The organism is Marinobacter similis (genome assembly GCF_000830985.1).
GTDB lineage: Bacteria > Pseudomonadota > Gammaproteobacteria > Pseudomonadales > Oleiphilaceae > Marinobacter > Marinobacter similis.
Map to the genome: position 1 here is coordinate 1,860,443 of NZ_CP007151.1, position 23,009 is coordinate 1,883,451.

Sequence of the window (23,009 nt, forward strand, 5' to 3'; positions counted from 1 at the left end):
ATTGCGTTGGCAGCGTAGATACGGCAGTCTCCTTTTTCCCGATAGGTTGCTAACAGGAATTCAATATGACCTTTGATCAGCTGTTGTCTGCGGTACGAGCCGATGAGGAACTTGTCATTCCCCCCAGTTGGGGGCAGGGCCGGGCAAGCTTTGGTGGCCTGGTGGCGGCACTCATGTTTGACCGCATGGAGCATCTGGTCAGTGCCGGGCGGCCGATGCGGTCGTTGCAGGTGTCATTCGTCGGTCCGGTGGAGCCGGGCGTTGGGGCCACCTTCGAAGCCGAGATTCTGCGCGAGGGCAAGGCCGTCAGTCAGGTGCAGGGCCGCATCTTACAGGGTGGCGAGCCGCGCCTGGTCTGTCTCGCCAGCTTTGGTGGCGACCGCCAATCCGCAGTGCAGGTAGATGCACTGCCAGCACCCGGGTGCGAACCGGTCGAGCAGTGCCAGGCATTGCCCTACATTCCGGGCGTCACTCCAGATTTCACCCAGCACATCGAGATGCGGTGGGCGTTTGGTCACATGCCTTTCAGTGGTAAAGGCGGCCGTGAGATGGGTGGTTGGATGCAGTTCCGGGAAACTCCGGAGAGCTTTTCCGACGCTCACATTGTTGCCCTGATTGACGCGTGGCCGCCGGCGGTCCTGCCGCACCTGAGTGGTCCGGCACCGGCCAGCTCCCTGAGCTGGGCCCTGGACATTGTGCACCCGCGTCCGGCTCTGGAGCCCGGTGACTGGCTGCTCTACAAGGCCAGTATCGACCAGGCCGGCGCCGGTTATGGCCACACCCAGGCCGGTATCTGGACCGCCAGTGGCGAGCTGGTGGCCCTCAGTCGCCAGACCGTGACGGTCTTTGGCTAACGGGGTTGTCGAGAGCTGGAGCGAGGGTGGGAGATCGAAGGAAATGGCGGCTCAGGCCGCCATTTCTGCTTTCATCGCGTCGATTACAATGCGCGCGAAATCGTCCGGCGAATCTTCCTGCAGGAAATGACCGCCCCGCAGCGTAATGTGGGGCTGACCGTGGGCACCGGGAATCCGGCGCTGCATATGGCGGTCGCCGCCGCGGGTGATCGGGTCGCCACTGCTGAAACAGGTGATGAAGGCTTGCGCCATTTCTCCAGCACCCGCCAGGCGTCTCTGTTCGCCGCTCCGGAAGGATCGTCGCTGGATAGCGGAACCAGTCGGGGGAAGGCTCGGGCACCGGCCTTGTAGTCCGCTGACGGGAAGGGTGCCTCGTAGGCGGCCAGTTCGGCCTTGGTCAGTGTGCGCTCGGTGCCCAGCTGAACAATGCGGCCGATGGGAAACCAGGGGCTGTGGCCAGCGAAGGCCTTCCAAAGTGAAAACACCGTCGGTACCGTTTCCTCGCCCGTGGGCAGCATGCCATTGCCAACAATGATCCGGCTGAAGCGGTGCGAGTGCTCGGCGGCCAGTCTCAGTCCCAGCAGTGAGCCCCAGTTCTGACACACCAGCGTGACATTACGCAGGTCCAATTCTTCCAGCCAGGCGCTCAGCCATGCCATGTGGCGGTCGTAGCTGTAGTCCTCAACCTCCGCCGGCTTGTCAGACTTGCCAAAACCAACCAGATCCGGGGCAAGAACCCGGTGTCCGGCGTTGGCAACCAGCGGAATCATGTGCCGGTATAGGTAAGACCAGGATGGTTCTCCATGCAGCATCAGCACCGGTGAAGCCGTCTTCGGCCCCTCGTCCACATAGTGCATCCTCAGATTAGGTGCTACTTCCAGGTAATGTGGAGCGAACGGGTAATCCGGAAGACCTGCGAAGCGGGCTTCATCGGTTCTCAGAATACGCATACCATCGACTGTCCTGACTGATGGGGTGGTGATTGCCGGAGACTGCCGGTCCCGAAAGACGGGCCGATTCAGACAATCGTCGAAGATCAGGATAAATCAGATGGAAAATTTGTGTGTTTGAGTTGCGTAACAGAGCGTTGCCGCTTTGAATCAGGACGCGATGCCGAACAGCTGTTCCGGGTTGTCAATGTGGGCCATGGCCGCATCGCAGCAGTTCACCGCGCCGCAGTCGTCGGCAGAACAGAGTCCGATGGTCTGGCATTCGGCGTCCTGATGATTGTCGCCCTCATTCCGGAAGATCCGGGCCCGGGACAGAATCGAACGGCAGTGGCCGCAGAGTAGGGTGGGTACGGCGCTGCCCTCGGCCAGGTGGGCGGTGTAGATTTGATGATCATTCATAGTCATATTTATCCTCCTGATACATCCAACCTAGGGACGGAGTGTGACAATTTAAAGATTAGGTCCCTTGTTAAGACTTAGTGTTACGCCTCAGTTGTCCGGATCGACCACCGGTCGACGGTTGGAGCGCTTGTCTTCCCAATCAAGCGCCTTCGGATCGTACCAGCCGATGGCCCGGAGTACCTTTTCCCGGGTGGTCGGCGACAGGGTTGGCCAGAGTTCGTGAAAATCGTCCAGACCAAGCTCCCGCTGCCGCAGCTGTTTGCTTTGCAGCCGGTTGATGGTACGCGGCAGTTGTAAGGCCTCGCCCAACTGACTGGCACTAGCACCTCCTGTCCCATCACCTTGCGGCGGTGGGTACGGGCGGCAAGAACCCGGCGCAATTCGACGGCGGCTTCCAGAGCAGTTTCCGGCGTAAACGTTTCCAATTCCAACAGTAGAACCTGTCTCAGTTTAGCTGATCAATAACCGACCACTATACCCCTAAGAAGCTACAGTGGCCACGTTGCCGTGATAGGCTAAGCTCATCCCCCGGCTGATACCACCGTGGGCCCGTCTTCGCTTCTTGGTCAGGAATACCCAGAACTATGTACGCAAAACTTGAAACACGGACTTTTCTCGCAATGCTGGTGGGCGTGTCCCTGGCTTTTGTGTTGCTGATGAAGCCGTTTTTTGGCCCTATTTTCTGGGCCGTGGCTATCGCGCTCATCTTTCATCCCGTGCAGCAGCTGTTGGTACGAAAGCTAGGGGAGCGCCCGAATCTCATTGCCTTTATCACTCTGATCATCTGCATGGTGATTGTGGTGATCCCCGTGCTGGTGTTGGTCACCTCCCTGATCGCCGAGGGTGTTGGCCTGTACCAGCGAATCCAGAGCGGCGAAATACGCCCGGGTGAGTACGTTGACCAGGTTAACCGGGCGTTCCCGGCCATCCAGGCGTTTCTCGCGCCTTTCGATATCAGTTTTGAAGAACTTCGGGACCGGGTCGTCAGCCTGTTCGTGGGCGGCAGCCAGTTCCTGGCAAAGCAGGCACTGGGGGTCGGCCAGAATACCTTCCAGTTTTTCCTAGGCCTGGCACTGATGGTGTACCTGGCGTTTTTCCTGCTGCGGGACGGCAGCAAATTGGTGGAGTTGCTGATCAAGGCGCTGCCGCTGGGGGATGAGCGCGAGCGTTTGTTGTTTGCCAAGTTTGCCGAGGTCACCCGGGCCACGGTTAAAGGCAACCTGTTGATCGCCATCATCCAGGGTGCCCTGGGTGGTCTGATCTTCTGGGTTCTGGGGATCAAGGGCGCGCTGTTGTGGGGCGTGGTCATGGCCATCGTTTCTTTGTTGCCGGCGGTGGGCGCAGCGCTGGTCTGGGTGCCGGCCGCCATTTACCTGGCCGCGATTGGAGACATGGTGGAGGCGACCATTCTGACCATCTTCGGTGTGGTGGTGATTGGGCTGGCGGATAACCTGCTGCGCCCGGTCTTGGTGGGCCGGGACACCAAGCTGCCGGATTACATGGTGCTGCTGTCGACACTGGGTGGCATCGTCATGTTCGGGGTCAATGGGTTTGTCATGGGGCCGCTGGTGGCCGCACTGTTCATGGCCTTTTGGGGCATCTTTATCCGGGAGTTTGGTGAAGAGTCCCATCGGCAGTCGTCAGTTACGGTGCCGAATCGTCAGGATGAGGATTCGGCCTGACGTACGCCGCATCGCCCGGGGTGCGCAAAGATGAAAATGTGGTAAGGTTTCAGCGTTTGCCTCGTAGATCGTGCAGAGGGGCACCTCAACATAACAAGACCAGTGTATCGATGAGATCAGGAGTAATGCAGGTGAGTAATACAAAAAAAATGACCAACAATCTGGGGCGTCTGGCGATCGCTGCCGGCACCGTAATGATGCTCGGGCTGGCTCCCGCGGTTTCTGCCAACAACACCGTAGCCGTTAAAAATGCGCTCTACGGGGCTGGCTATGAAATCCAGAATGTCAGTGCCCAGATGGACGACTCAACCCGCGCAGCGCTGACCGAGTTCCAGAAGGATAACGGTCTGCAGGCCACCGGTACGCTTGATGAAGAGACCAAGAAGGCCCTGGGCATGATCTCGGTGCAGGTTGCTGCGGCATCGAACGGTTCCAGCCAGTCTGCGAGCAACGACGACGCTTCGAATTCCTCGGCGTCAGTTGAGACCGACGACAAGACTGAGGGCGCCATTGAAGAAGATGAGGAAGGCGGCTGGTCGCTCTGGTAAACCGGCAAGAATAAAAAAAGCCCGCCAGGTGCACCTGAGCGGGCTTTTTTGTGGGTCAGTGACAACTCAGTCGAGTTTGCTGAGATCCCGGACCGCGCCCTTGTCCGCGCTGGTAGCCAGCAGGGCGTAGGCTTTCAGTGCCGCAGAGACCTTGCGGTCCCGGGCTAGTTCAGGCTTCCAGCCTTTGGCATCGCGGGCTTCACGACGACGGTCCAGCTCGTGCTGGTCCAGCTCCACATTGATGGTGCGGTTCGGAATGTCGATGCGGATGCGATCACCTGTCTCAAGCAGACCGATGGCGCCGCCGGCGGCCGCTTCCGGAGACGCGTGGCCAATAGACAGGCCGGATGTGCCGCCGGAGAACCGGCCGTCAGTCAGCAGCGCGCAGTCCTTGCCCAGGCCCTTGGATTTCAGGTAGCTGGTGGGGTAGAGCATTTCCTGCATGCCCGGCCCGCCCTTGGGACCCTCATAGCGAATGATCACCACCTCACCGGGCAAAACCTCATCGCTGAGGATGCCGGCCACGGCAGAATCCTGGCTTTCAAATACCCGTGCCGTGCCCTCGAATACGAAGATGCTCTCGTCCACGCCTGCGGTCTTCACTACGCAGCCGTCCAGGGCGATGTTGCCGTAAAGCACCGCCAGGCCACCCTCGGAGGAGTAGGCGTGTTCGACGGCCCGGATGCACCCGGTCTCACGATCGCCGTCCAGTGTTGGCCAGCGTGTGCTCTGGCTGAAGGCGGTCTGGGTCGGGATGCCGGCAGGTCCGGCCTTGTAGAACTCCACTACGTTCGCCGGTGGTGACCGCATGATATCCCAGGTCTCCAGGGCTTCCTTCATAGTCTTGCTATGCACGGTGGGCAGGTCCGTGTTGATCAGGCCACCTCGCTCCAGTTCCCCGAGGATGCCCATGATGCCGCCGGCACGGTGGACATCTTCCATGTGGTATTTCGGGGAGTTTGGAGCCACCTTGCACAGCTGCGGCACCCTGCGGGACAGCTGGTCAATCTCGTTCAGGGTAAACGGCACGCCGCCTTCCTGGGCTGCAGCCAGCAGGTGCAGTATGGTGTTGGTGGAGCCACCCATGGCGATGTCCATCACCATGGCATTTTCGAAGGCCGCCATGGAAGCGATGCTCAGGGGCAGTACCGAAGCGTCGTCTTCCTCGTAATAGCGCCGCGCATTCTCCACAATCTGACGACCGGCGTTCAGAAACAGCTGCTCCCGATCGGCGTGGGTGGCTAGCATGGAGCCATTGCCGGGCAGTGCCAGGCCGATGGCCTCGGTCAGGCAATTCATGGAGTTGGCAGTAAACATGCCAGAGCAGGAGCCGCAGGTGGGGCAGGCGCTGCGCTCGTACTCGGCCACAGTTTCGTCGTCGGCATTCGGGTCGGCCGCGATCACCATGGCATCGACCAGGTCCAGCTTGTGTTCAGAAAGTTTAGTTTTGCCGGCTTCCATCGGGCCACCGGAAACAAAGATCGTCGGTATGTTCAGGCGCATGGCAGCCATCAGCATGCCCGGAGTGATCTTGTCGCAGTTGGAAATGCACACCAGAGCGTCGGCGCAGTGGGCGTTGACCATGTACTCGACGGAGTCGGCGATGATCTCCCGGGACGGCAGGGAGTACAGCATGCCCGTCGTGGCCCATGGCGATACCGTCGTCCACGGCGATGGTGTTGAATTCCTTGGCGACACCACCGGCCTGTTCAATTTCGCGGCAGACCAGCTGCCCCAGGTCTTTCAGATGAACGTGGCCGGGTACGAATTGGGTAAAGGAGTTGGCAACCGCAATGATGGGCTTGCCAAAATCTCCGTCTTTCATACCAGTGGCGCGCCAGAGGGCGCGGGCACCGGCCATGTTCCGACCGGCGGTGGAAGTCCGCGAACGATACTGAGGCATGATGTTCTGATCTCTCTGTGTTTACCGGATGATGGTTGTTGGTTGGCGTTGTGCAGCGTTAAAGGATACCAGATTAGACACCTATCGCATGGTTGTTTTGGCGGGCGGCGCTTACAATGAAGAACAGGAATCAATCATCGTCACTGGATCGGGATGATACAAGGAGCTTGCCTATGGCCGGCGAGGACAGCCTGCCTTTTCGTCGTCTTAGAGAATTCCATCCGTTGAATCGGCTTACCGATGCGCAACTGGTTTTGCTGGCCAGTCGCGCTGAGCGCCGCACCTTCGGCTCGGGTCAGAGAGTGGTTGAGAAGGGCGTCAGGGACGGTCTCGATTTCTTCCTGATCACCGGCAAGGTCGAGTTGGAGTCGGTGGACGGGCGGAAAACGCAGATAGAGGCAGAGTCGGATGCGGCACTCAACCCCATCGCCAGACTGCAGCCACGGATGTACGACGTGATTGCGGTCAAACTGTGCGAATTCCTTATCGTCGAGCAGGATATCCTGAACCAGATGCTGCGTTCGGCGCCGGTAGAGCCGGAAGGGATGGGCTCGAACGAATCCCTGGCCACTGAGGTCAGCGGGGGCAATGACGAGAGCGAGCTGCTGATGGAGTTTTACTCTGAGCTGCGTTCAAATCAGATCAAGCTGCCCAGTGTGCCGGACGTCGCCTGGAAGGTGCGTCGGGCGGTGGACCGGGACGACTCCACTGCCGAGCTGGTGGCCAATGCGGTTTCAGCGGATCCCTCCATTGCTGTCAAACTGGTGCGGGCCTGCAACAGTCCGCTTTACAGGGGCTTCAGTGACGTTCGAACCGTGCGTGAGGCGGTCGTCCGTTTAGGCATGCACACCACCCGTCAGCTGGTGACGGTGTTTTCCATGCGGGAGGTGTTCAAGACGCGCCAGCCTGCGCTGCAGCAGGAAATGGAACGATTGTGGCGGCATTCCCGGGAAATGGCGGCGCTGTGCTGGGTGCTCGCCGATCATGCCACCCGGTTAAACCCGGAAGAAGCTATGCTGGCGGGCCTGCTGCATGACATAGGTGTGGTACCGGTTCTGGTTCAGGCGGAGCACCATGCTGGCCTGTTTGCCAACCCGGATAATCTGCACCATGCCATCAGCGAGCTGCGCGCCGATGTTGGCACGGCGGTGCTGGAAAACTGGGGCTTCCCGACGCCGTTCATCGAGGCTGTGCGCCACGCGGAGAGCTGGGACTATGAGTGCCGGTCGGCCGAGCCCCAGCTCACGGACGTGGTCATTGTGGCGCAGTTGCACTCGATGATCGGATCCCAGCAGAATGCCGGGCTGCCGTGCTTTGATCAGGTACCCGCCTATCGTCGGCTGGGTGAGTTGGAACTGAATGCGTCGAGGAGTCTGCAGCTTCTCACGGAAGCCCGTGCCCGGGTAGATGAAGTGCAACAGTTGCTGTCAATTCGATGACCTTGTTGGGTCTGTTTACTTTGGAGTCCACCTCTCGGTGACCTGTACTGATATGAATGTACCGCTCTTTCCGCTGAATTCCATTGTCCTCCCTCGGGGGCGGATACCCCTGCAGCTGTTTGAGCCGCGTTACATCGACATGCTGACCCGGTGTATGAAAGAAGATCGAGGCTTTGTTGTCGTGCTGCTGCGCGATGGCGCCGAAGTTGGCCCGACCGCGTCGTTCTATGACATCGGCACTTACGTTCGCATCATTGATTTTCAGCAACTGGAGAACGGTTTGCTGGGCATCACGGTGGAGGGGGCGGCCAAGGTCACCGTGGTCAGGAGTTGGCAGCAGGAGGATGGTCTCAACGTCGGCGATGTCGAGGTTTTGCTCGATGAGGCTGACAGCGAAGTGCCGGACCGGTTTAACGAACTGCCGTCGGTGCTCCGGGCGCTGTTCCGGCACCCGGTGGTGCGGGATCTGGATATGGACGTGGACTATGGCGATGCCCGACACGTTGGCTGGCGCCTGACCGAGCTGTTGCCCCTCGATAAGCAGGAAAAGCAGCGTCTGGTTGAATTGCAGGACCCGCTGGAGCGGCTGAGCGTCTGCAGGAATTGCTGGAGGCTCTGGAAGAGGGCTGAAACCAGAGACTCTAGGCAGGACGCAGGTTCGTTTGTGCCTCAGGCCAGGCCAGGGCAACATAGCCGATAGCAAGCACCAGCACGCGCTTGCCGCCAGGGCCATCGACAGATCCGGGGCCAGGTGCACCCGGTCGTACCGACTGTAACTCGCCCGCACTGCTCCGGTGATAGCAAGCCCCAGCAAGATCCCGCCAATCACATCGGTAAACCAGTGAACTCCCAGGTACAGCCGGCTGAGTGCCACTGGTACCAGTGGCAATGAGAACAGGACATAGAACTGCCAGCGCTGCGTTTGCGGCTTTCGCCCGCGACGAAGCTGGCCAGCAAGGTGACAAACACGGTGATACCGGTGCTGTGGCCACTCGGGAATGCGCCGGACGATGGCGGGCTGAACACGGCGTCCGGCCGGTCGACGCCGAGGGTAACCTTAAGCAGCCAGACCAGGACGATCGCGAGCGCGGCGGCCATGACGATATGAATGGCGGCGGCGTAGTAGCCCGGAAGACGAGTGCCAGGCAGGTCAATATCGCTGCGGCGGTCAGCACTGGTGGATCACCCAGCAGGGTGGCGATAATCACCGGGCTATCGAGTAGCGGCTGCCGGAGCTGCTCAAACCAGGCCAGTGCCAGCTGATTGAATGGCTCAAGAACGTGGGTCTGGGTGGCCAGCAGGCCCCAGAGCAGAAACAGGCCGGAGGCGGCCAGCGCCAGCATGATGGAGGCGAGGGGGAATTCGCCTCCTCGGTCCGGGCGGTGGTTGGTGTACAGGCGCCAGAACCGGTGGGTGGCGTCGTATCTGGCCATGCGCCGTTCCAGCCAGCGATACAGCCGTCCACCTTTGCCCAGGCCCAGCTGAAACTGGATCAACACCAGGTACACCGCTATCAAAGTGGCCAGGCTGATGCCCACCACTGGATAAAAGTACGCCGGCGGCTGAAGGTCGCTGGCCAGCGCACTGCCCACCAGAAAGCCGGGAAGAATGTACACCGGCGCCCAACCCACCGCTGAAACAATATTGAACGCCAGGAATCGCTGCCACGGCATCCACAGAGCGCCGGCAATCAGGGGGATGATGGGGCGAATAGGCCCGACAAAGCGTCCGATGACCACGCTCTTGCCGCCGTGCTGGCGAAAGAAGGCCTGGCCCTTTGCCAACAGGATGGGGTAGCGGCTGAGTGGCCATACCACATTGAGCCGGCCCTGGAGTTTGCGCCCGAGGGCAAAGCTGACGGTGTCGCCTGCAATGGCACCCAGGCCGGCCCAGATCAGGGCCTCGGTCAGTGGCATGCCGGTTTGCCCGGCCAGTGCCGCCATAGCGAACAGAATCGCCACTCCAGGCACGATGATGCCCGCAATCGCCAGAGACTCGACAAAGGCGGTACTGAATAGGGCCGTGGCCAGCCATCCCGGGTTCAGGCTTAACCAGGCCGATAACTCCCTGAGCCAATCACCGCTCATGCTGCGATAGTCTCTCCGGCACTGAACCAGACCGAATCAGCACCGCGTCGGCGGGCCTCTTCCATGGCAGCGTGAGCCCGTTTGCGCAGGTTGTCGGTGCGGGTATCTCCGCTACCTCGCGTAGTGCAGCCAATGCTGACCGTTGCTTTGCCTACCACCGCCCACTGATGCTCGGCAATGGTTCGGCGTATTCGTTCGGCAATCACTCGCACCCCTTCTTCAGGGGTGTACGGCAGGATCAGGAAAAATTCCGAATCGTTCAGGGTGTAAAGGGTGTCGCCGGCCCGGATGACATCAAACAGATGCTCGGTCATGTCGCGGAACAGCGTTTGAACGCCGGCCTTGCCATGCAGGTCCGCCGCTTCGTCGGCGTAGTCGATACTGAGATCGATAACCGACAGCTGATGTCCGGTGGCGATGGCTCGGCTGATCTCTTTTTGCAGGGTTTCATCCAGAAAGCGGGCGTTATGGGCCCCGGTCACCGGATCGGTAATGGCCAGATCTTCGGCGGATTGGGCCATGTGGTCGTAGTGCCAGATATACAGCGACGCCGCGGCGAGCAGGATAGCCATGCCGGTAATGGCAATGATGGCATCGGTGGTGGGTTGCTGGAACAGCACCACCCCTGACGTGGGCACTAGCAGAAGGAATGACAGCGCCATGCCCTGGCGCAGCGGCAGGATCAGCAGGTTCAACATCAGCAGTGGCATGGCCCAGTGGGTAATGCCCGGGCCGTCGAGTGTCAGCATGGCAGCCAGCAGGCCGCTGTTCAGGCCGGACAGAATGATCAGGTGTCCCGGCGCTGACAATTGGTGACGACGGCACACTGCGGTATAGGCAACCCCTGCCAGGGTCAACGTTGCCATGCCAGTGGCGAGGTAGAACAGCTCATAGAAGCCATAACGGAGATTCTGCATCGCCAGCGCCAGGATGAAGAGCGTAGCCAGAACATAGCCGGTTCCATGCGTCCAGGTTCTCAGGCGGGTCTCGGTCATGAAGTGGGTCCTTGTGCGGGCGGTGGGGTCTTGCTCCCGGTCTGGTTCCAGGCGCTGTAGGCCTGGGTCCGGTTGCCGCCTTGTTGCTGGGCACGGCGCAGGGCGTTGGCGGCGCTCTGCTGCAGGCTGTCGGCATCGTCACCGATGTTCAGGCCGGCAACGCCGGTGCTCACCGTCAATGCCATGTCATGGGATTCCAGCAGCTTGCCCAGTCCGTTGCGTATGATCTCCGAACGCTTGATGGCGTCGTGGGTGGCGATGCCGGGCAGAATGACCAGGAACTGCAGGTCCGCGACCCGATAATAGGTGTCGAAGTCGCGGATCTGGGAATGCAGATAGCGCCCGATGCGGGGCAGGATAGAGCGAATATCCTGGTCCGGATTGCGGTCGCTGAGGTGGGTGTCGAGGCCAATCATGATGATCGACATATCGGTGCCTTCACGCTCGCTGCGCTGGATTTCCTTGTGCAGGTCAGCCGAGAGGTATTCCCGGCTGGCGGCCTGGGTCAGCTCATCGGTACGGCGCAGCGGCGCCAGCTGGCGGTTTTTGTATTCGCGCAGGAAAACAAGCAGGCCCGAGAGCAGGGTGGTCAGCATAAAAGCACTGACCATCTGGTGTCGATCGGCCAGGCCAGTAGCGAGTGGGATAGTCAGGCCGGCAAGCAGCATCATCGCCAGGGTGATTCCCATCGCCAGTTGCAGTGGCAATAGCGCAAACGCCAGCAGGGGAAGGGCGTAAAACCAGTGACTGAGCGCCCAGGGGCCGGTCCAGAAACTGGTCAGCATCAGTAACAAAAGCGCTACGAAGAAAAACCGCTGGACACTCGGCCAGGGGTGTTGCTGACGATTGCTGTGAAAGGTTTGTGCGCAAATCACGATGCCGGCGGCAGCGGCGGCAGCGGCCGCCGTCAAGGGCTCACCCAGCGTTGCGCTGAGCGCCGAAAAGGCAATCAGGACCACGAATCCGGCCCGCGACAGTCTGCTCAACAAAAAGTTTTCGGCCAACTGGGCCATGGTATCCGTCCTTTTTAGAAACTCCCTAAGTATGTGGCATATCGCAGGGTTATAATATCTGTTTGGGGTGCGTACTTGAAACGGGAAAGGTAAAGTTAGGCCCTGATAATGAATTCTGCTGGTTAACACGAAGGTAAACGGATGGATATTGCAGCTTACATGGCTGAGGTCGGCGAGCAGGCTCGCGCAGCCGCGACGCTGGTAGCTCGTTCCACAACGGCGGTGCGCAATCAGGCCCTGCTGGCCACTGCCCGAGCCCTGGATACGGCACGCACCGAGCTGGCCGAGGCCAACGCCAAGGACCTGGACAACGGCCGGAGCAACGGTCTCGACGGTGCCATGCTGGACCGGCTGGAGCTGACCCCCGAGCGAATCGATACCATGATCGAGGGGCTTCGACAGGTTGCCTCCTTGCCGGATCCGATCGGTGAAATCACTGACATGACCTATCGTCCGTCCGGAATCCAGGTGGGCAAGATGCGGGTGCCTTTGGGCGTGATTGGCATCATCTACGAATCCCGTCCGAACGTGACCGTAGAGGCTGCCAGCCTGTGCCTGAAATCGGGGAATGCGACCATTCTCCGGGGCGGCTCCGAGGCCATTCATTCCAACCAGGCTATAGCCCGGTGTCTGAGTCAGGGTCTGGCCGAGGCCGGCTTGCCGGAGACCGCGGTGCAGGTGGTCAAAACCACTGACCGTGCGGCGGTGGGCGAGCTGATTACCATGCCCCGGTACGTCGATGTCATCGTGCCCCGTGGAGGTAAAGGCTTGATCGAACGCATCAGCGTGACGCCCGTGTGCCGGTAATCAAGCACCTGGACGGTGTTTGCCATGTCTATATCGACAGCCACGCTGATCCGGAAAAAGCCCTGAACGTTGCGGTGAACGCAAAAACCCAGCGCTACGGTACCTGCAATACCATGGAAACCCTTCTGGTCGATGGCGAGATCGCCGATGATATCCTGCCGTTGCTGGCCACGGCTTTTGCAGAAAAGGAAGTAGAGCTGCGCGGCTGTGAGCGTACCCGGAGCATCATCGATGTCGTTGAGGCGGTCGAGGCTGACTGGGAAGCAGAATACCTTGGGCCAATCCTTGCGGTACGGGTGGTTGATGGCCTCGATGGTGCGATCAAGCACATCAACCGCTACAGCTCCCAGCATACCGACAGCATCATCACCGAAAACTTCACCCGGGCGCGTCGTTTCCTGACCGAAGTGGATTCCAGCTCCGTGATGGTTAATACGTCCACACGCTTCGCTGACGGCTTCGAGTACGGGCTGGGCGCAGAGATTGGCATTTCCACCGACAAGATTCATGCCCGCGGGCCAGTGGGGCTTGAGGGTCTGACTTCCCAGAAATACGTGGTGTTCGGCGACGGCCACATCCGGACCTGATGCCAATGCATGTGATCTATGGCGGCACCTTCGATCCGATTCATCACGGACACCTTCGGCTGGCCCTTGAGATCAGTGATCGGTTGGAAGTTGTACCGATCAATCTGGTGCCGTGCCACATTCCGCCGCACCGAGGTGATACCGGGGCTTCTGCCGAACAGCGGTTGCGGCTGCTGGAGCTGGCACTGGCTGGGGAAGCCCAGCTGCGCGTCGATGAGCGCGAACTCAAGCGGGCAGGGGCGTCATATACCGCCGATACTCTGCGCCAGTTGCGTGAAGAGCTGGGGCCTGAGCACCCCCTGACCATGGTGGTTGGAACCGACTCGTTTGCCAGTTTTGACCGTTGGCGGGAGTGGCAGTCCATTCCCGAGCTTGCCCACATTGTTGTGGTTCGTCGGCCCGGGGCTGAGCTCGACCCGGATGGATTGCCAGCGGCGATGCTGGCCGAGCGCCGGGTGTCTGACCCTCAGGCCTTGCATGGCCAGCCTTGCGGCTTGATGCTGGACCTGCAGCTGCCACTGCTGGAGATTTCTGCGACCGGCATCCGCGAACGGATCGAAGCCGGGCGGTCACCCCGTTATCTGGTCCCGGATTCGGTGTGGCAGGAGATTCGTCGTCAGGGGCTCTATCGAGCCTGCCCCGATGGCAACTTTTAGTGCTACAATCGCGTCTGAATAGACTTTTCGGGCGGCCACTTCGGCTGACGCCCGTCTAACAGGGTGATTATGCAGGCAGAACAACTGAAAGATCTGGTAGTTAACGCGCTCGAAGATGTGAAAGCACAGGACATCAGCGTAATTGATGTCCGTGACCGTACCAGTGTCACCGACTTCATGGTTCTGGCATCCGGAACATCCAACCGACATGTGAAATCCCTCGCCCATTCAGTGGTCTCGGACGCCCGGGACGAAGGCATTCGCGCCAACAGCGTGGAAGGTGACACTGTGAGCGACTGGATCCTGGTGGATTTGGGCGATGTGATTGTTCACGTCATGATGCCCGCCACGCGCGAGTTCTACGATCTGGAGCGCTTCTGGCGTGATGCCCCGGATCTTGGTGTTGCGGGCAGCGAATAAGCATGCGCTTACGTCTGATCTGCGTGGGGCAGAAGATGCCCGACTGGGTCAGTGCCGGGTATCATGATTACGCCCGCCGGATGCCGCCGGAACTGCCGCTGGAACTGGTCGAAATCCCCTTGGCACACCGGGGCAAAAACCCGGATATCCCCAGACTGATGCAACGCGAGAGCGAAGCTCTGCTGGCCGCGTCCGGCTCGAAGGACCGGGTCGTCGCGCTTGAGGTTGGTGGTCGTCCCTGGTCCACGGAAAAGTTGGCAAGTCAGCTTGAGAACTGGCAGCAGGATGGCCGCGATGTCAGTTTCTTCGTCGGTGGTCCTGATGGCCTGGCCGACGCCTGCCGTCAACGTGCCGACCAGCAATGGTCGCTCTCGCCCCTGACGCTGCCCCATCCTCTGGTTCGTATTCTGCTTGCCGAGCAACTGTACCGGGCCTGGTCGATTACCCGTAACCACCCGTATCACCGGGCATAGGGGCGGGTATGCCGTGGGGTGAATTCAAGGATACTGCCGCCGAACGCCGTTTGTTCCAGCGCCGCACCCTGGTTATGCTGACGTTCGTGCTGATGCTGATTGGCGCCTTGCTGGCCCGAATGTACCAGCTGCAAATTGTCGAGCACGAGGTGTATACCACCCTGTCCGACAAGAACCGGGTGCAGGTCCAATCCGTCCCGCCGCCCCGGGGACTTGTCTACGATCGCAATCGGACCCTGCTGGCGGAAAATCGCCCGGTGTTCAGTGTCACCCTGGTGCCTGAGCGGGTGGACGGCATGTCCGAGACACTGACTCAACTCGACCGCATTCTGGATGTCTCTGAAGAAGACCTTGAACGCTTCCAGCGTCGCCTGCAGGAGCCCCGTCGTCCATTCCAGGAAATCCCGCTACGCTACGACCTAGATGAGCAGGAAATGGCTCGTTTGGCCGTGCATCGGCACCAGTTGCCCGGGGTTGAGGTCAAGGCCGAGCTGGTTCGGTATTACCCCCACAGTGAACTTACTGCCCACGCCCTGGGCTTTGTTGGCCGCATCAACCGGGATGAGCTGCAGCGCATCGACCCGGTTAATTACGCTGGCACCAACTATATCGGCAAGTCTGGAATCGAGCGCTTCTACGAGGAAGTCCTGCACGGGCAGGTTGGATATCAGCACGTGGAAACTAATGCCCGCGGCCGTACCTTGCGGGTATTGGAGCGAGAGAATCCGGTGCCGGGCGAAGACCTGCAGTTGCATCTCGACCTGAGGCTGCAGAAACGCGCCCACGAACTGTTGGACGGCCGGCGCGGTGCCATCGTGGCAATCGAGCCAGCAACTGGCGGCATCTTGGCGCTGGCCAGCGTGCCCGGTTTCGATGCCAACAAGTTTGTCACCGGGATCAGTGTCGCGGACTATCGCGAGCTTAGCGAGAGCCGGGATAAGCCGCTTTTCAACCGCGCGCTGCGCGGCCAGTACCCTCCCGGTTCCACCATGAAGCCTATGTTGGCGATCGCGGCTCTGGACAGTGGCGCGACGACCCGAGACTACACCATCTGGGACCCTGGCTATTTCAAGCTGAATGAATCCGGCCGCCGGTACCGGGATTGGAAGAGGTCCGGTCACGGCTGGGTTGACTTGATGGACGCCATGGCCGAATCCTGTGACGTCTACTTCTATGAAATCGCGGTGAAAATGGGCGTGGACACTATGTATAACTATCTGTCGCGCTTTGGCTTTGGTGAAGATGCTGCCCTGGATGTGTCTGGCGCCCTCAGTGGTTTGTTGCCGTCTCGGGATTGGAAGCGGGCGACGCGTAACGAACCCTGGTATCCAGGTGACTCGGTGAACCTGGGAATTGGCCAGGGTTTCATGCTGGCGACGCCGCTGCAACTGGCTACCGCCACCTCTCTGATTGCCAACCGGGGTACCTGGGCCGAGCCCCGGTTGCTGAAAGATATTGATGGTGACACCTCGGTGTCTGGCTTCTTGCCCGATAGCAATCACGAACCCCTGAAACTGAAGGACCCCAGTGATTGGGAGTATGTGGTCGACACCATGGCGGAGGTCATGCACGGTCGCAAAGGTACGGCGCGTGGGGCCGGGGCTGGCGCACCATACCGTATGGCGGGCAAGACCGGTACGGCGCAAGTCTTCAGTCTGGCTGAGGACGAGGAATACGATGCCGAGGAGATACGGGAGCGGCTTCGGGATCACGCGCTGTTTGTCGGCTTTGCACCGGTTGAGAATCCGGAAATCGCAGTCGCTGTCATTGTCGAGAATGGCGGTGGCGGCAGCAGCACGGCGGCGCCCGTGGCCCGCGAACTGTTCGACGCCTGGTTGCTGGAGTTCCAGCAGTCAGATGACGAGGCGCTGGTGGGCAGCGTCGACTCCGGGGGAGGGGAGTAATGGCCCTGAACGATTTCATTGATTCTACTGCCACCAATCCGCTCGGCCGGCCCCGTGGTATCTGGTCAGCGCTGCACCTGGATCCCATCCTGCTGTTCCTGCTGCTGGTGCTGGTCTCCGGTGGCTTATTCATCCTCTATAGTGGCGCCGACCGCAACATCGAGGTCGTCAAGGCGCAGGGGATCAGACTCGGCGTCGCCTTTGTGGTGATGCTGGTGTTCGCCCAGCTCGACCCCTCCGTGTTTCGGCGTTGGGCGCCCTGGCTTTATGCGGCCGGTATTGCAGCTTTGTTGGCGGTACTGCTCGTCGGTGTCGGGGCCAAGGGCGCCCAACGCTGGCTGGCCATTCCCGGGCTGCCCCGATTCCAGCCCTCGGAGTTGATGAAACTGGTGGTGCCGATGATGGCGGCCTGGTACCTGTCGCGGCATTTTCTGCCACCCCGTTTCCGCCATGTCATCGTCGGGCTGGCCATCGTGCTGGTCCCCATGATGATGATCATTCAGCAGCCGGACCTGGGCACTTCGTTGCTGGTCGGCATGGCAGGTCTGTTTGTGGTTTTCTTCGCGGGTATCAGCTGGAAGCTGATTCTGGCTTTCGTAGGTCTGGTGTCGGTCTCGGCTCCGATGATGTGGTTCTTCGTCATGCGCGAGTATCAGAAGCAGCGCGTGCTGACCTTGCTGGATCCCCAGAGCGATCCATTGGGCGCTGGCTGGAACATCATTCAGTCGAAAACCGCTATAGGTTCCGGCGGCGTTGACGGCAAGGGCTGGCTACAAGGCACCCAGTCCCATCTGGAGTTCTTGCCTGAGAGTCACACTGATTTCATCGTCGCGGTGCTGGCGGAGGAGTTTGGCTTCATTGGCATGCTGGTGCTGATGCTGGTGTACGTGCTGATTATCCTGCGCTGTCTCTACATCGCCGCCACCGCCCAGGATTCGTTCAGTCGCCTGCTGGCCGGTGCCCTGACCATGACCTTCTTCATCTACATCTTTGTTAACGTCGGCATGGTCAGTGGCCTGCTGCCGGTGGTAGGGGTACCACTGCCATTGATCAGTTATGGCGGCACTTCCGGTGTTACTCTGATGGCGGCCTTTGGTGTCCTGATGTCCATTCACACCCACCGCCGGATGATCAGCGCCTGAGTAAAGGTGGCGAGTGGGTAATGGTGAACCCTGGTTATAACCCGTTACAATAAGTCACGGCTGCCCACCCGTTGATTTGGTGGCCGTTGTGCAAGAGGATTTCCGGACTGTGATTTTCAAGCCTTCGTTCTCATCCCTTTTGGCGCTGTCATTGGCCCTGTTTCTTGCCGGGTGCGCGTCATCGCCGGAAACTGACCATTCTTCCCGTTACAGCATTTCCCAGGATCGGGCGCCCTCGGGCAATTTTGATGCCTCCGGGTTGTCTGATGCCAAGCCGGTCTACGAGGCGCCGCGCCGGGCTGGCAACAAGTCACCGTACACGGTATGGGGCAAGCAGTATCAGGTGCTTGGCAGCAATGATGGCTATGTAGCCCGGGGTACTGCCAGTTGGTACGGCGAGAAGTTTCATGGCCACAAGACGTCGAATGGCGAAACCTTTAACATGTACTCAATGTCTGCGGCCCATAAATCCCTTAGAATTCCGGGATATGCCCGGGTGACGAACCTGGATAACGGACGTTCGGTTATTGTTCGGGTGAACGATCGTGGCCCGTTCCATGGCGACCGGCTGATTGATCTGTCATACGCTGCGGCAAAAAAGCTGGGCTACCAGTCCCGGGGCACCGCCCGGGTCGAGGTGGCAGCAATCACTGTCCGGCAGGATGGCTCGATGTCGCTGGCGGGTCAGCCGTTCATGCCCGGAAACGCCGTGAACTATCCTGAGACCCAGGTGGTTGCCAGCGGCGAGATGGCCACCGGCGGTGATGCTCTGTTTGTTCAGCTGGGCTCGTTCAGCAGCCGTGGTCCGGCGGAGAAACTCAGGGACAGGGCCCAGGCTATCGTTGAGAGCCCGCTGCGGGTCCGGTCCATTGATACCAGCTCGGGCCGCTTCCACCGTGTACAGGTAGGCCCGTTTGCCGACGAAACCAGTGCCCGGAAGGCACAGAGCCTGCTGGAATCCCGGGGCTTCGCCCAATCGATTATGCTGACTGATTCACACTGATAAACAACCAGAAAGACACACACTCAAACGACAAATGACTGAACCCATGGCCCTAAAATCATTGCTCCGTTCCTGTTCGATCCTGTTGGTTCTGACGCTGGCGCTGGTTGGAAAAACGACAGCGCAGTCAGTTCTGATTCCCTCGCCGCCGCAGATTGCCGGCAGCTCCTACGTGCTGATGGACCCCAAGAGTGGTCGCATCATCATGGAAGAAAACAGCCATGAGCGGCTGCCGCCGGCCAGTCTGACCAAGATGATGACCGCGTACATTGTCGAGCGTGAGCTGGATGAGGGGCGGATCAGCATGTCGGATATGGTGCCGATCAGCGTCCGCGCCTGGAAAACCGAGGGTTCCCGGACCTTCGTCCGTGAAGGCACCAGCGTGCCGGTTGAGACCCTGCTTAAAGGCGTGATCATCCAGTCAGGTAACGATGCGTCGGTGGCGCTGGCCGAATTTGTTGCTGGAAGTGAGGACGCGTTTGTCGACATCATGAATCAGCAGGCCCAACTGCTGGGCATGAAGGGTACCAATTTTGAAAACGCCACCGGCCTGCCGTCGCCGGAGCACTTCTCCACCGCCTACGACCTGGCCATTCTGGCGCGGGCCATCATCAATGATTACCCGGAAAACTACCCGATTTACGCGGAGAAGCATTTCACCTACAACAATATCCGTCAGCCCAACCGCAACAGCCTGTTGTGGAGGGACGATACGGTTGATGGCCTCAAGACCGGCCACACCGAGGAAGCGGGTTACTGCCTGGTGGCTTCGGCGAAACGTAATGATTCCCGGTTTATTGCCGTGGTGATGGGCACCAGCAGCTCCGAATCCCGCTCCCAGGAAGTCCAGAAGATGCTGAACTATGGCTTCCGCTACTACGAGAGCGAACGCCTGTTCCGGACCGGCCAGGAAGTGATGAAGGCCGACGTCTGGTCGGGTCAGGCCGATCAGGTGTCTGTTGGCCTGACGGACGATGTGTTCGTGACCATTCCCCGGGGCTCACGCAATGACCTGGAATCCACGGTTGACCTTGATTCTGTGATTAAAGCGCCCATCAAGGTGGGAGACGAGCTGGGCCGGGTGAAGGTTTCCCTGAACGGTGAGGTTCTGGTTGACCAGCCGGTACAGGCCCTGACGGAAGTTCCCGAAGGCGGCTTCTTCAAGCGCATCTGGGATGCCATCAAGCTCTTTTTCGTTCAGTTGTTTCAGTGAGGGGGACGCTATGCCTCCGGGAGTATTGACGGCATGAGTGAGCCGAACGCACCTAAAATTGAATTTCCCTGTGACTACGTCATCAAGGTCATCGGCAATGCCGCACCGGATTTCACCGACTTTGTGGTCGAGGTTGTCGAGCGGCATGCGCCGGGGATTACCGAGGACAGAATCGCGGTGAACGACAGCAGCAAAGGGCGGTTTTCATCTGTTCAGCTGACCATCGTGGCGACCGGGGAAGCCCAGCTCAAAGCGCTGTTTGAAGAGCTCAAGGCTAGCGGCCGAGTTCACATGGTGCTGTAAACACAATGGCCGACCTGATCGTTCGTTCACTGGGGCAGCAGCCCTACATGGAAACCTGGGAGCCATGAAGGCCTTCACCGCCGAGCGGGATGAAACCGTCACCGACGAACTCTGGTGTCTGGAGCATCCCCGGGTGTATACCCAGGGGCAGGCGGGCAAGGCCGAGCATATTCTTGCCCCCGGCGACATTCCGGTTATCCCGGTGGACCGGGGCGGTCAGGTCACCTATCACGGTCCGGGTCAGTTGGTGATCTATCTGATGATTGATCTGAGCAGGCGTAAGCTTGGAGTGCGGGCGCTGGTGGACCAGATCGAGCAGGCCATTGTTCGCACACTGGCCGAGCTGGATATCGAGGCTGCGCCCCGGGCGGATGCGCCCGGCGTTTATGTCGGCGAATCCAAGATTGCCTCGCTCGGGCTGCGGGTCCGGCGCGGTTGTTCGTTCCACGGCCTGGCCCTGAACGTGGCCATGGACATGGAACCCTTCCGCCGCATCAATCCCTGTGGCTACGCCGGCCTGCCCATGAGTCAGGTCTCCGATTTCAGCCCCGATGCCACCGTGCCCGAGCTTGAGCGTCGCCTGGCGGCCCAGCTGGTCGCCGGTCTCGGCGCATCAGCAGTTGACCACCGCCAGGCTGGTAAGCGCCACCCCTGCATCGGGTCACTCTTGCATTGGCCCGGTGGCCGCTCTTGCCGAGTCGATAGAGGTAGGTCAGATTGGCACCGCATCCGTATAATGAACAGAGCCGCCGGTGGCGGTGAAATTCTCGGATCCCGACAGGTCACGCATGTCAGCCAGCAGACGTCCAGGAAAATCGGTCTCCCGCATTAAAACCGGCAGCTTCGAGCGCCGGCTCAGTCTCACCCGCGCCGGTTTGTATGCCGGTACCCGCATGGCCTCGCACATGGCCACCAATTGGTTCAGCAATCGCGAAAAGCGGGAACAGAAGCATCGCGCCATGCTTTCGAGTCAGGCGCGCTTTTTGGTGGATGAACTGGGTCAGCTTAAAGGCAGCGTGGTCAAGATTGGGCAGGTCATGGCGCTGTATGGGGAGCACTTCCTTCCGGACGAAGTCACTGAAGCCCTGCACACGCTCGAGGATCAGACCACCTCGCTGGAATGGTCCGCCATTGAGCGGGTGCTGAAAGAGGAGTTGGGGGCGGCGCGCCTGGCGGAGCTGGAGGTTGATCCCGAGCCCATCGGCGCGGCATCGCTGGGTCAGGTACACCGGGCCGTGCGCCGCAGTGACGGCCTGGAACTGGTGTTGAAGGTTCAATACCCCGGGGTCGCTGATGCGGTCGACAGCGACCTGAACTCCGTTGCTCAGCTATTGAAAATTGCCCGGTTAGTCAGTTTCGGTCCAGAGTTCAATGACTGGCTGGAGGAAGTCCGGGACATGATGCACCGGGAGGTGGATTATCGACTGGAGGCCCGGACCACCGAAAAGTTCCGGGAAATGCTGGCCTCTGATCCGCGCTTTATCGTACCGCGGGTGCTTCAGGAATACTCCAGCGCCCACGTCATTGCCTCTACCTACGAACATGGTCATTCAGTGAGTTCGGGGCCGGTCAAGGAATTGCCCCTGGAGCGTCGCAGTGCGCTGGGCAAAGCCGCCCTGGAGCTGTTTTTCCGGGAGCTTTTCGTTTGGGGCGAAATCCAGACCGATCCCAACTTTGGCAACTACCGAATCCGGATTGCGGGCGAAGAAGGGGAAGACCCCGGCTACGACCGCATCGTGCTGCTCGATTTTGGCGCCGTACAATCCTACTCCGACCGGTTCCTGGATCCGGTTCGACAGATGATCCGGGCTTCCTATGAGCAGGACCTGGAAGCGGTGATCGATGGTGGCGTAAAGCTGCGGTTCATGAGCCTGGACTGGCCCCGGGACGTGCTGGAAACCTTCGGCAACGTGTGCATGTCGGTACTGGAACCGCTGGCCTCGGACCATGACCAGTGGCCGGATTACGCGGTAAACAGCCAGGGTCAGTACCGCTGGAAACAGAGTGATTTGCCGTCACGGGTGGCCCGTCAGGCGGCCCGCTCGGCCATCAGCCGGTATTTCCGGGTGCCGCCCAAGGAGTTTGTGTTTCTCAATCGCAAACTGATTGGCGTGTATACCTTTGTCGCCGTGCTGCACTCGGAATTTAACGGCGAGCCATTGCTGCGCAAATACCTCTACGGTGAGGATGCCTCGGCGACCAGCCAGAGCACGAAGGCGTAGCGAAGGCCCTTGCCGATGGCCACCAGGATAACGAAATTAAGCCAGGGCACCCGCATGATGCCTCCCACCAGCGTGAGCGCATCGCCCCCCAGCGGCAGCCAGCCCAGAAGCAATGACCACTGACCGTAACGGTTGAACCGGTTGCGTGCGCGATGCAGTTGCATTTCGCTGATAGGAAACCACTTTTTATCCTTAAAGCGATCGACTTGCCGGCCGATAATCCCATTAACAACGGAGCCGAGCGTGTTGCCGAGGGTGGCTGAAAACCACAGCCACCAGTACGAAAATCCCTGCGTCACCATTGTACCCAGCATGATTTCCGAGTAGGCCGGAAGTAATGTTGCGGCCGCAAACGCCGTCAGGAAAAGCGTCAGATACGCCAATCAGGTCTCCTCGATTTGAAATT

The 23,009-nt window shown here is 59.9% G+C and carries 18 protein-coding genes and 6 pseudogenes; 16 read left to right on the plus strand and 8 right to left on the minus strand.

Going from position 1 to position 23,009, the window contains the following annotated elements:
• Positions 1-65 precede the first annotated feature (65 nt).
• Positions 66-854 (plus strand): acyl-CoA thioesterase, encoded by a 789-nt coding sequence (locus AU14_RS08570; RefSeq protein ID WP_041340307.1) that lies wholly within the window; start codon positions 66-68, stop codon positions 852-854.
• 51 nt (positions 855-905) lie between these two features.
• On the opposite strand, the pseudogene AU14_RS08575 reads toward AU14_RS08570, so the two are convergent.
• From AU14_RS08575 to AU14_RS08585, 3 genes and pseudogenes are all read right to left on the minus strand, one after another.
• A pseudogene (locus AU14_RS08575) lies at positions 906-1,804 on the minus strand (haloalkane dehalogenase).
• Positions 1,805-1,954: 150 nt separating this feature from the next.
• Positions 1,955-2,209, minus strand: a complete 255-nt coding sequence (locus tag AU14_RS08580) for a hypothetical protein (protein ID WP_094191187.1) — start codon at positions 2,207-2,209, stop codon at positions 1,955-1,957.
• 84 nt (positions 2,210-2,293) lie between these two features.
• A pseudogene (locus tag AU14_RS08585) lies at positions 2,294-2,637 on the minus strand (hypothetical protein).
• 153 nt (positions 2,638-2,790) lie between these two features.
• Between AU14_RS08585 and AU14_RS08590 the strand changes: the two are divergent.
• Positions 2,791-3,888 carry an AI-2E family transporter gene (locus AU14_RS08590; RefSeq protein ID WP_041340310.1) on the plus strand — a complete coding sequence of 366 codons (1,098 nt, stop codon included), beginning with the start codon at positions 2,791-2,793 and terminating at the stop codon, positions 3,886-3,888.
• A gap of 131 nt (positions 3,889-4,019) precedes the next feature.
• Positions 4,020-4,436: a peptidoglycan-binding domain-containing protein gene (locus AU14_RS08595; RefSeq protein WP_236744565.1), complete on the plus strand. Its 417-nt coding sequence runs from the start codon at positions 4,020-4,022 to the stop codon at positions 4,434-4,436.
• 66 nt (positions 4,437-4,502) lie between these two features.
• Here AU14_RS08595 and ilvD read toward each other — a convergent pair.
• A pseudogene (gene ilvD / locus AU14_RS08600) lies at positions 4,503-6,339 on the minus strand (dihydroxy-acid dehydratase).
• Positions 6,340-6,512: 173 nt separating this feature from the next.
• Here ilvD and AU14_RS08605 point away from each other — a divergent pair.
• On the plus strand, positions 6,513-7,778 hold the full coding sequence (locus AU14_RS08605) for an HDOD domain-containing protein (RefSeq protein WP_041340312.1): 1,266 nt from the start codon (positions 6,513-6,515) through the stop codon (positions 7,776-7,778).
• Positions 7,779-7,830: 52 nt separating this feature from the next.
• Positions 7,831-8,478: an LON peptidase substrate-binding domain-containing protein gene (locus AU14_RS08610; protein ID WP_236744566.1), complete on the plus strand. Its 648-nt coding sequence runs from the start codon at positions 7,831-7,833 to the stop codon at positions 8,476-8,478.
• A 958-nt stretch (positions 8,479-9,436) separates the two neighbouring features.
• Here the strand turns inward: AU14_RS08610 and AU14_RS23270 are convergent.
• The 3 genes and pseudogenes from AU14_RS23270 to AU14_RS08625 all read right to left on the minus strand — a co-directional run.
• Positions 9,437-9,865 (minus strand): annotated as a pseudogene (locus AU14_RS23270) (DedA family protein); the annotation flags it as partial.
• A complete protein-coding gene (locus AU14_RS08620; protein WP_041340315.1) occupies positions 9,862-10,860 on the minus strand; it encodes a GGDEF domain-containing protein in 999 nt (332 codons plus the stop codon). The pseudogene AU14_RS23270 and the gene AU14_RS08620, both read right to left, overlap by 4 nt.
• Positions 10,857-11,873: a GGDEF domain-containing protein gene (locus AU14_RS08625; protein ID WP_041340317.1), complete on the minus strand. Its 1,017-nt coding sequence runs from the start codon at positions 11,871-11,873 to the stop codon at positions 10,857-10,859. The genes AU14_RS08620 and AU14_RS08625 overlap by 4 nt, the downstream gene beginning before the upstream one ends.
• A gap of 141 nt (positions 11,874-12,014) precedes the next feature.
• Between AU14_RS08625 and AU14_RS08630 the strand changes: the two are divergent.
• The 11 genes and pseudogenes from AU14_RS08630 (at position 12,015) to AU14_RS08680 (ending at position 22,603) form a co-directional block, all read left to right on the plus strand.
• Positions 12,015-13,267: pseudogene (locus AU14_RS08630) on the plus strand (glutamate-5-semialdehyde dehydrogenase).
• A 5-nt stretch (positions 13,268-13,272) separates the two neighbouring features.
• Positions 13,273-13,923 carry a nicotinate-nucleotide adenylyltransferase gene (nadD, locus tag AU14_RS08635; protein ID WP_041340319.1) on the plus strand — a complete coding sequence of 217 codons (651 nt, stop codon included), beginning with the start codon at positions 13,273-13,275 and terminating at the stop codon, positions 13,921-13,923.
• A gap of 69 nt (positions 13,924-13,992) precedes the next feature.
• A complete protein-coding gene (rsfS, locus tag AU14_RS08640) occupies positions 13,993-14,343 on the plus strand; it encodes a ribosome silencing factor (RefSeq protein ID WP_041340322.1) in 351 nt (116 codons plus the stop codon).
• Positions 14,344-14,345: 2 nt separating this feature from the next.
• The gene (rlmH, locus tag AU14_RS08645; protein ID WP_041340325.1) at positions 14,346-14,816 is read left to right on the plus strand and encodes a 23S rRNA (pseudouridine(1915)-N(3))-methyltransferase RlmH; all 471 of its coding nucleotides are present in this window, start codon (positions 14,346-14,348) and stop codon (positions 14,814-14,816) included.
• Positions 14,817-14,824: 8 nt separating this feature from the next.
• Positions 14,825-16,720, plus strand: coding sequence for a penicillin-binding protein 2 (gene mrdA, locus AU14_RS08650; protein ID WP_041340327.1), 1,896 nt, complete (start codon positions 14,825-14,827; stop codon positions 16,718-16,720).
• Entirely contained in the window at positions 16,720-17,862 is a 1,143-nt protein-coding gene (gene rodA / locus AU14_RS08655; protein ID WP_041340329.1) for a rod shape-determining protein RodA, read from the plus strand. The genes mrdA and rodA overlap by 1 nt, the downstream gene beginning before the upstream one ends.
• 109 nt (positions 17,863-17,971) lie before the next feature.
• A complete protein-coding gene (locus AU14_RS08660) occupies positions 17,972-18,865 on the plus strand; it encodes a septal ring lytic transglycosylase RlpA family protein (protein WP_041343784.1) in 894 nt (297 codons plus the stop codon).
• Between the two features lie 46 nt (positions 18,866-18,911).
• Entirely contained in the window at positions 18,912-20,078 is a 1,167-nt protein-coding gene (locus AU14_RS08665) for a D-alanyl-D-alanine carboxypeptidase family protein (RefSeq protein WP_041343786.1), read from the plus strand.
• 33 nt (positions 20,079-20,111) lie between these two features.
• The gene (locus AU14_RS08670; RefSeq protein ID WP_041340331.1) at positions 20,112-20,381 is read left to right on the plus strand and encodes an HP0495 family protein; all 270 of its coding nucleotides are present in this window, start codon (positions 20,112-20,114) and stop codon (positions 20,379-20,381) included.
• A gap of 5 nt (positions 20,382-20,386) precedes the next feature.
• Positions 20,387-21,015 (plus strand): annotated as a pseudogene (lipB, locus tag AU14_RS08675) (lipoyl(octanoyl) transferase LipB); the annotation flags it as partial.
• 154 nt (positions 21,016-21,169) lie between these two features.
• Positions 21,170-22,603 (plus strand): ABC1 kinase family protein, encoded by a 1,434-nt coding sequence (locus AU14_RS08680; RefSeq protein ID WP_041340333.1) that lies wholly within the window; start codon positions 21,170-21,172, stop codon positions 22,601-22,603.
• On the opposite strand, the gene AU14_RS08685 is transcribed toward AU14_RS08680, so the two are convergent.
• Positions 22,558-22,986, minus strand: a complete 429-nt coding sequence (locus tag AU14_RS08685) for a YqaA family protein (RefSeq protein WP_041340336.1) — start codon at positions 22,984-22,986, stop codon at positions 22,558-22,560. The two genes, AU14_RS08680 and AU14_RS08685, sit on opposite strands and share 46 nt — an antisense overlap.
• Between the last annotated feature and the right edge of the window lie 23 nt (positions 22,987-23,009).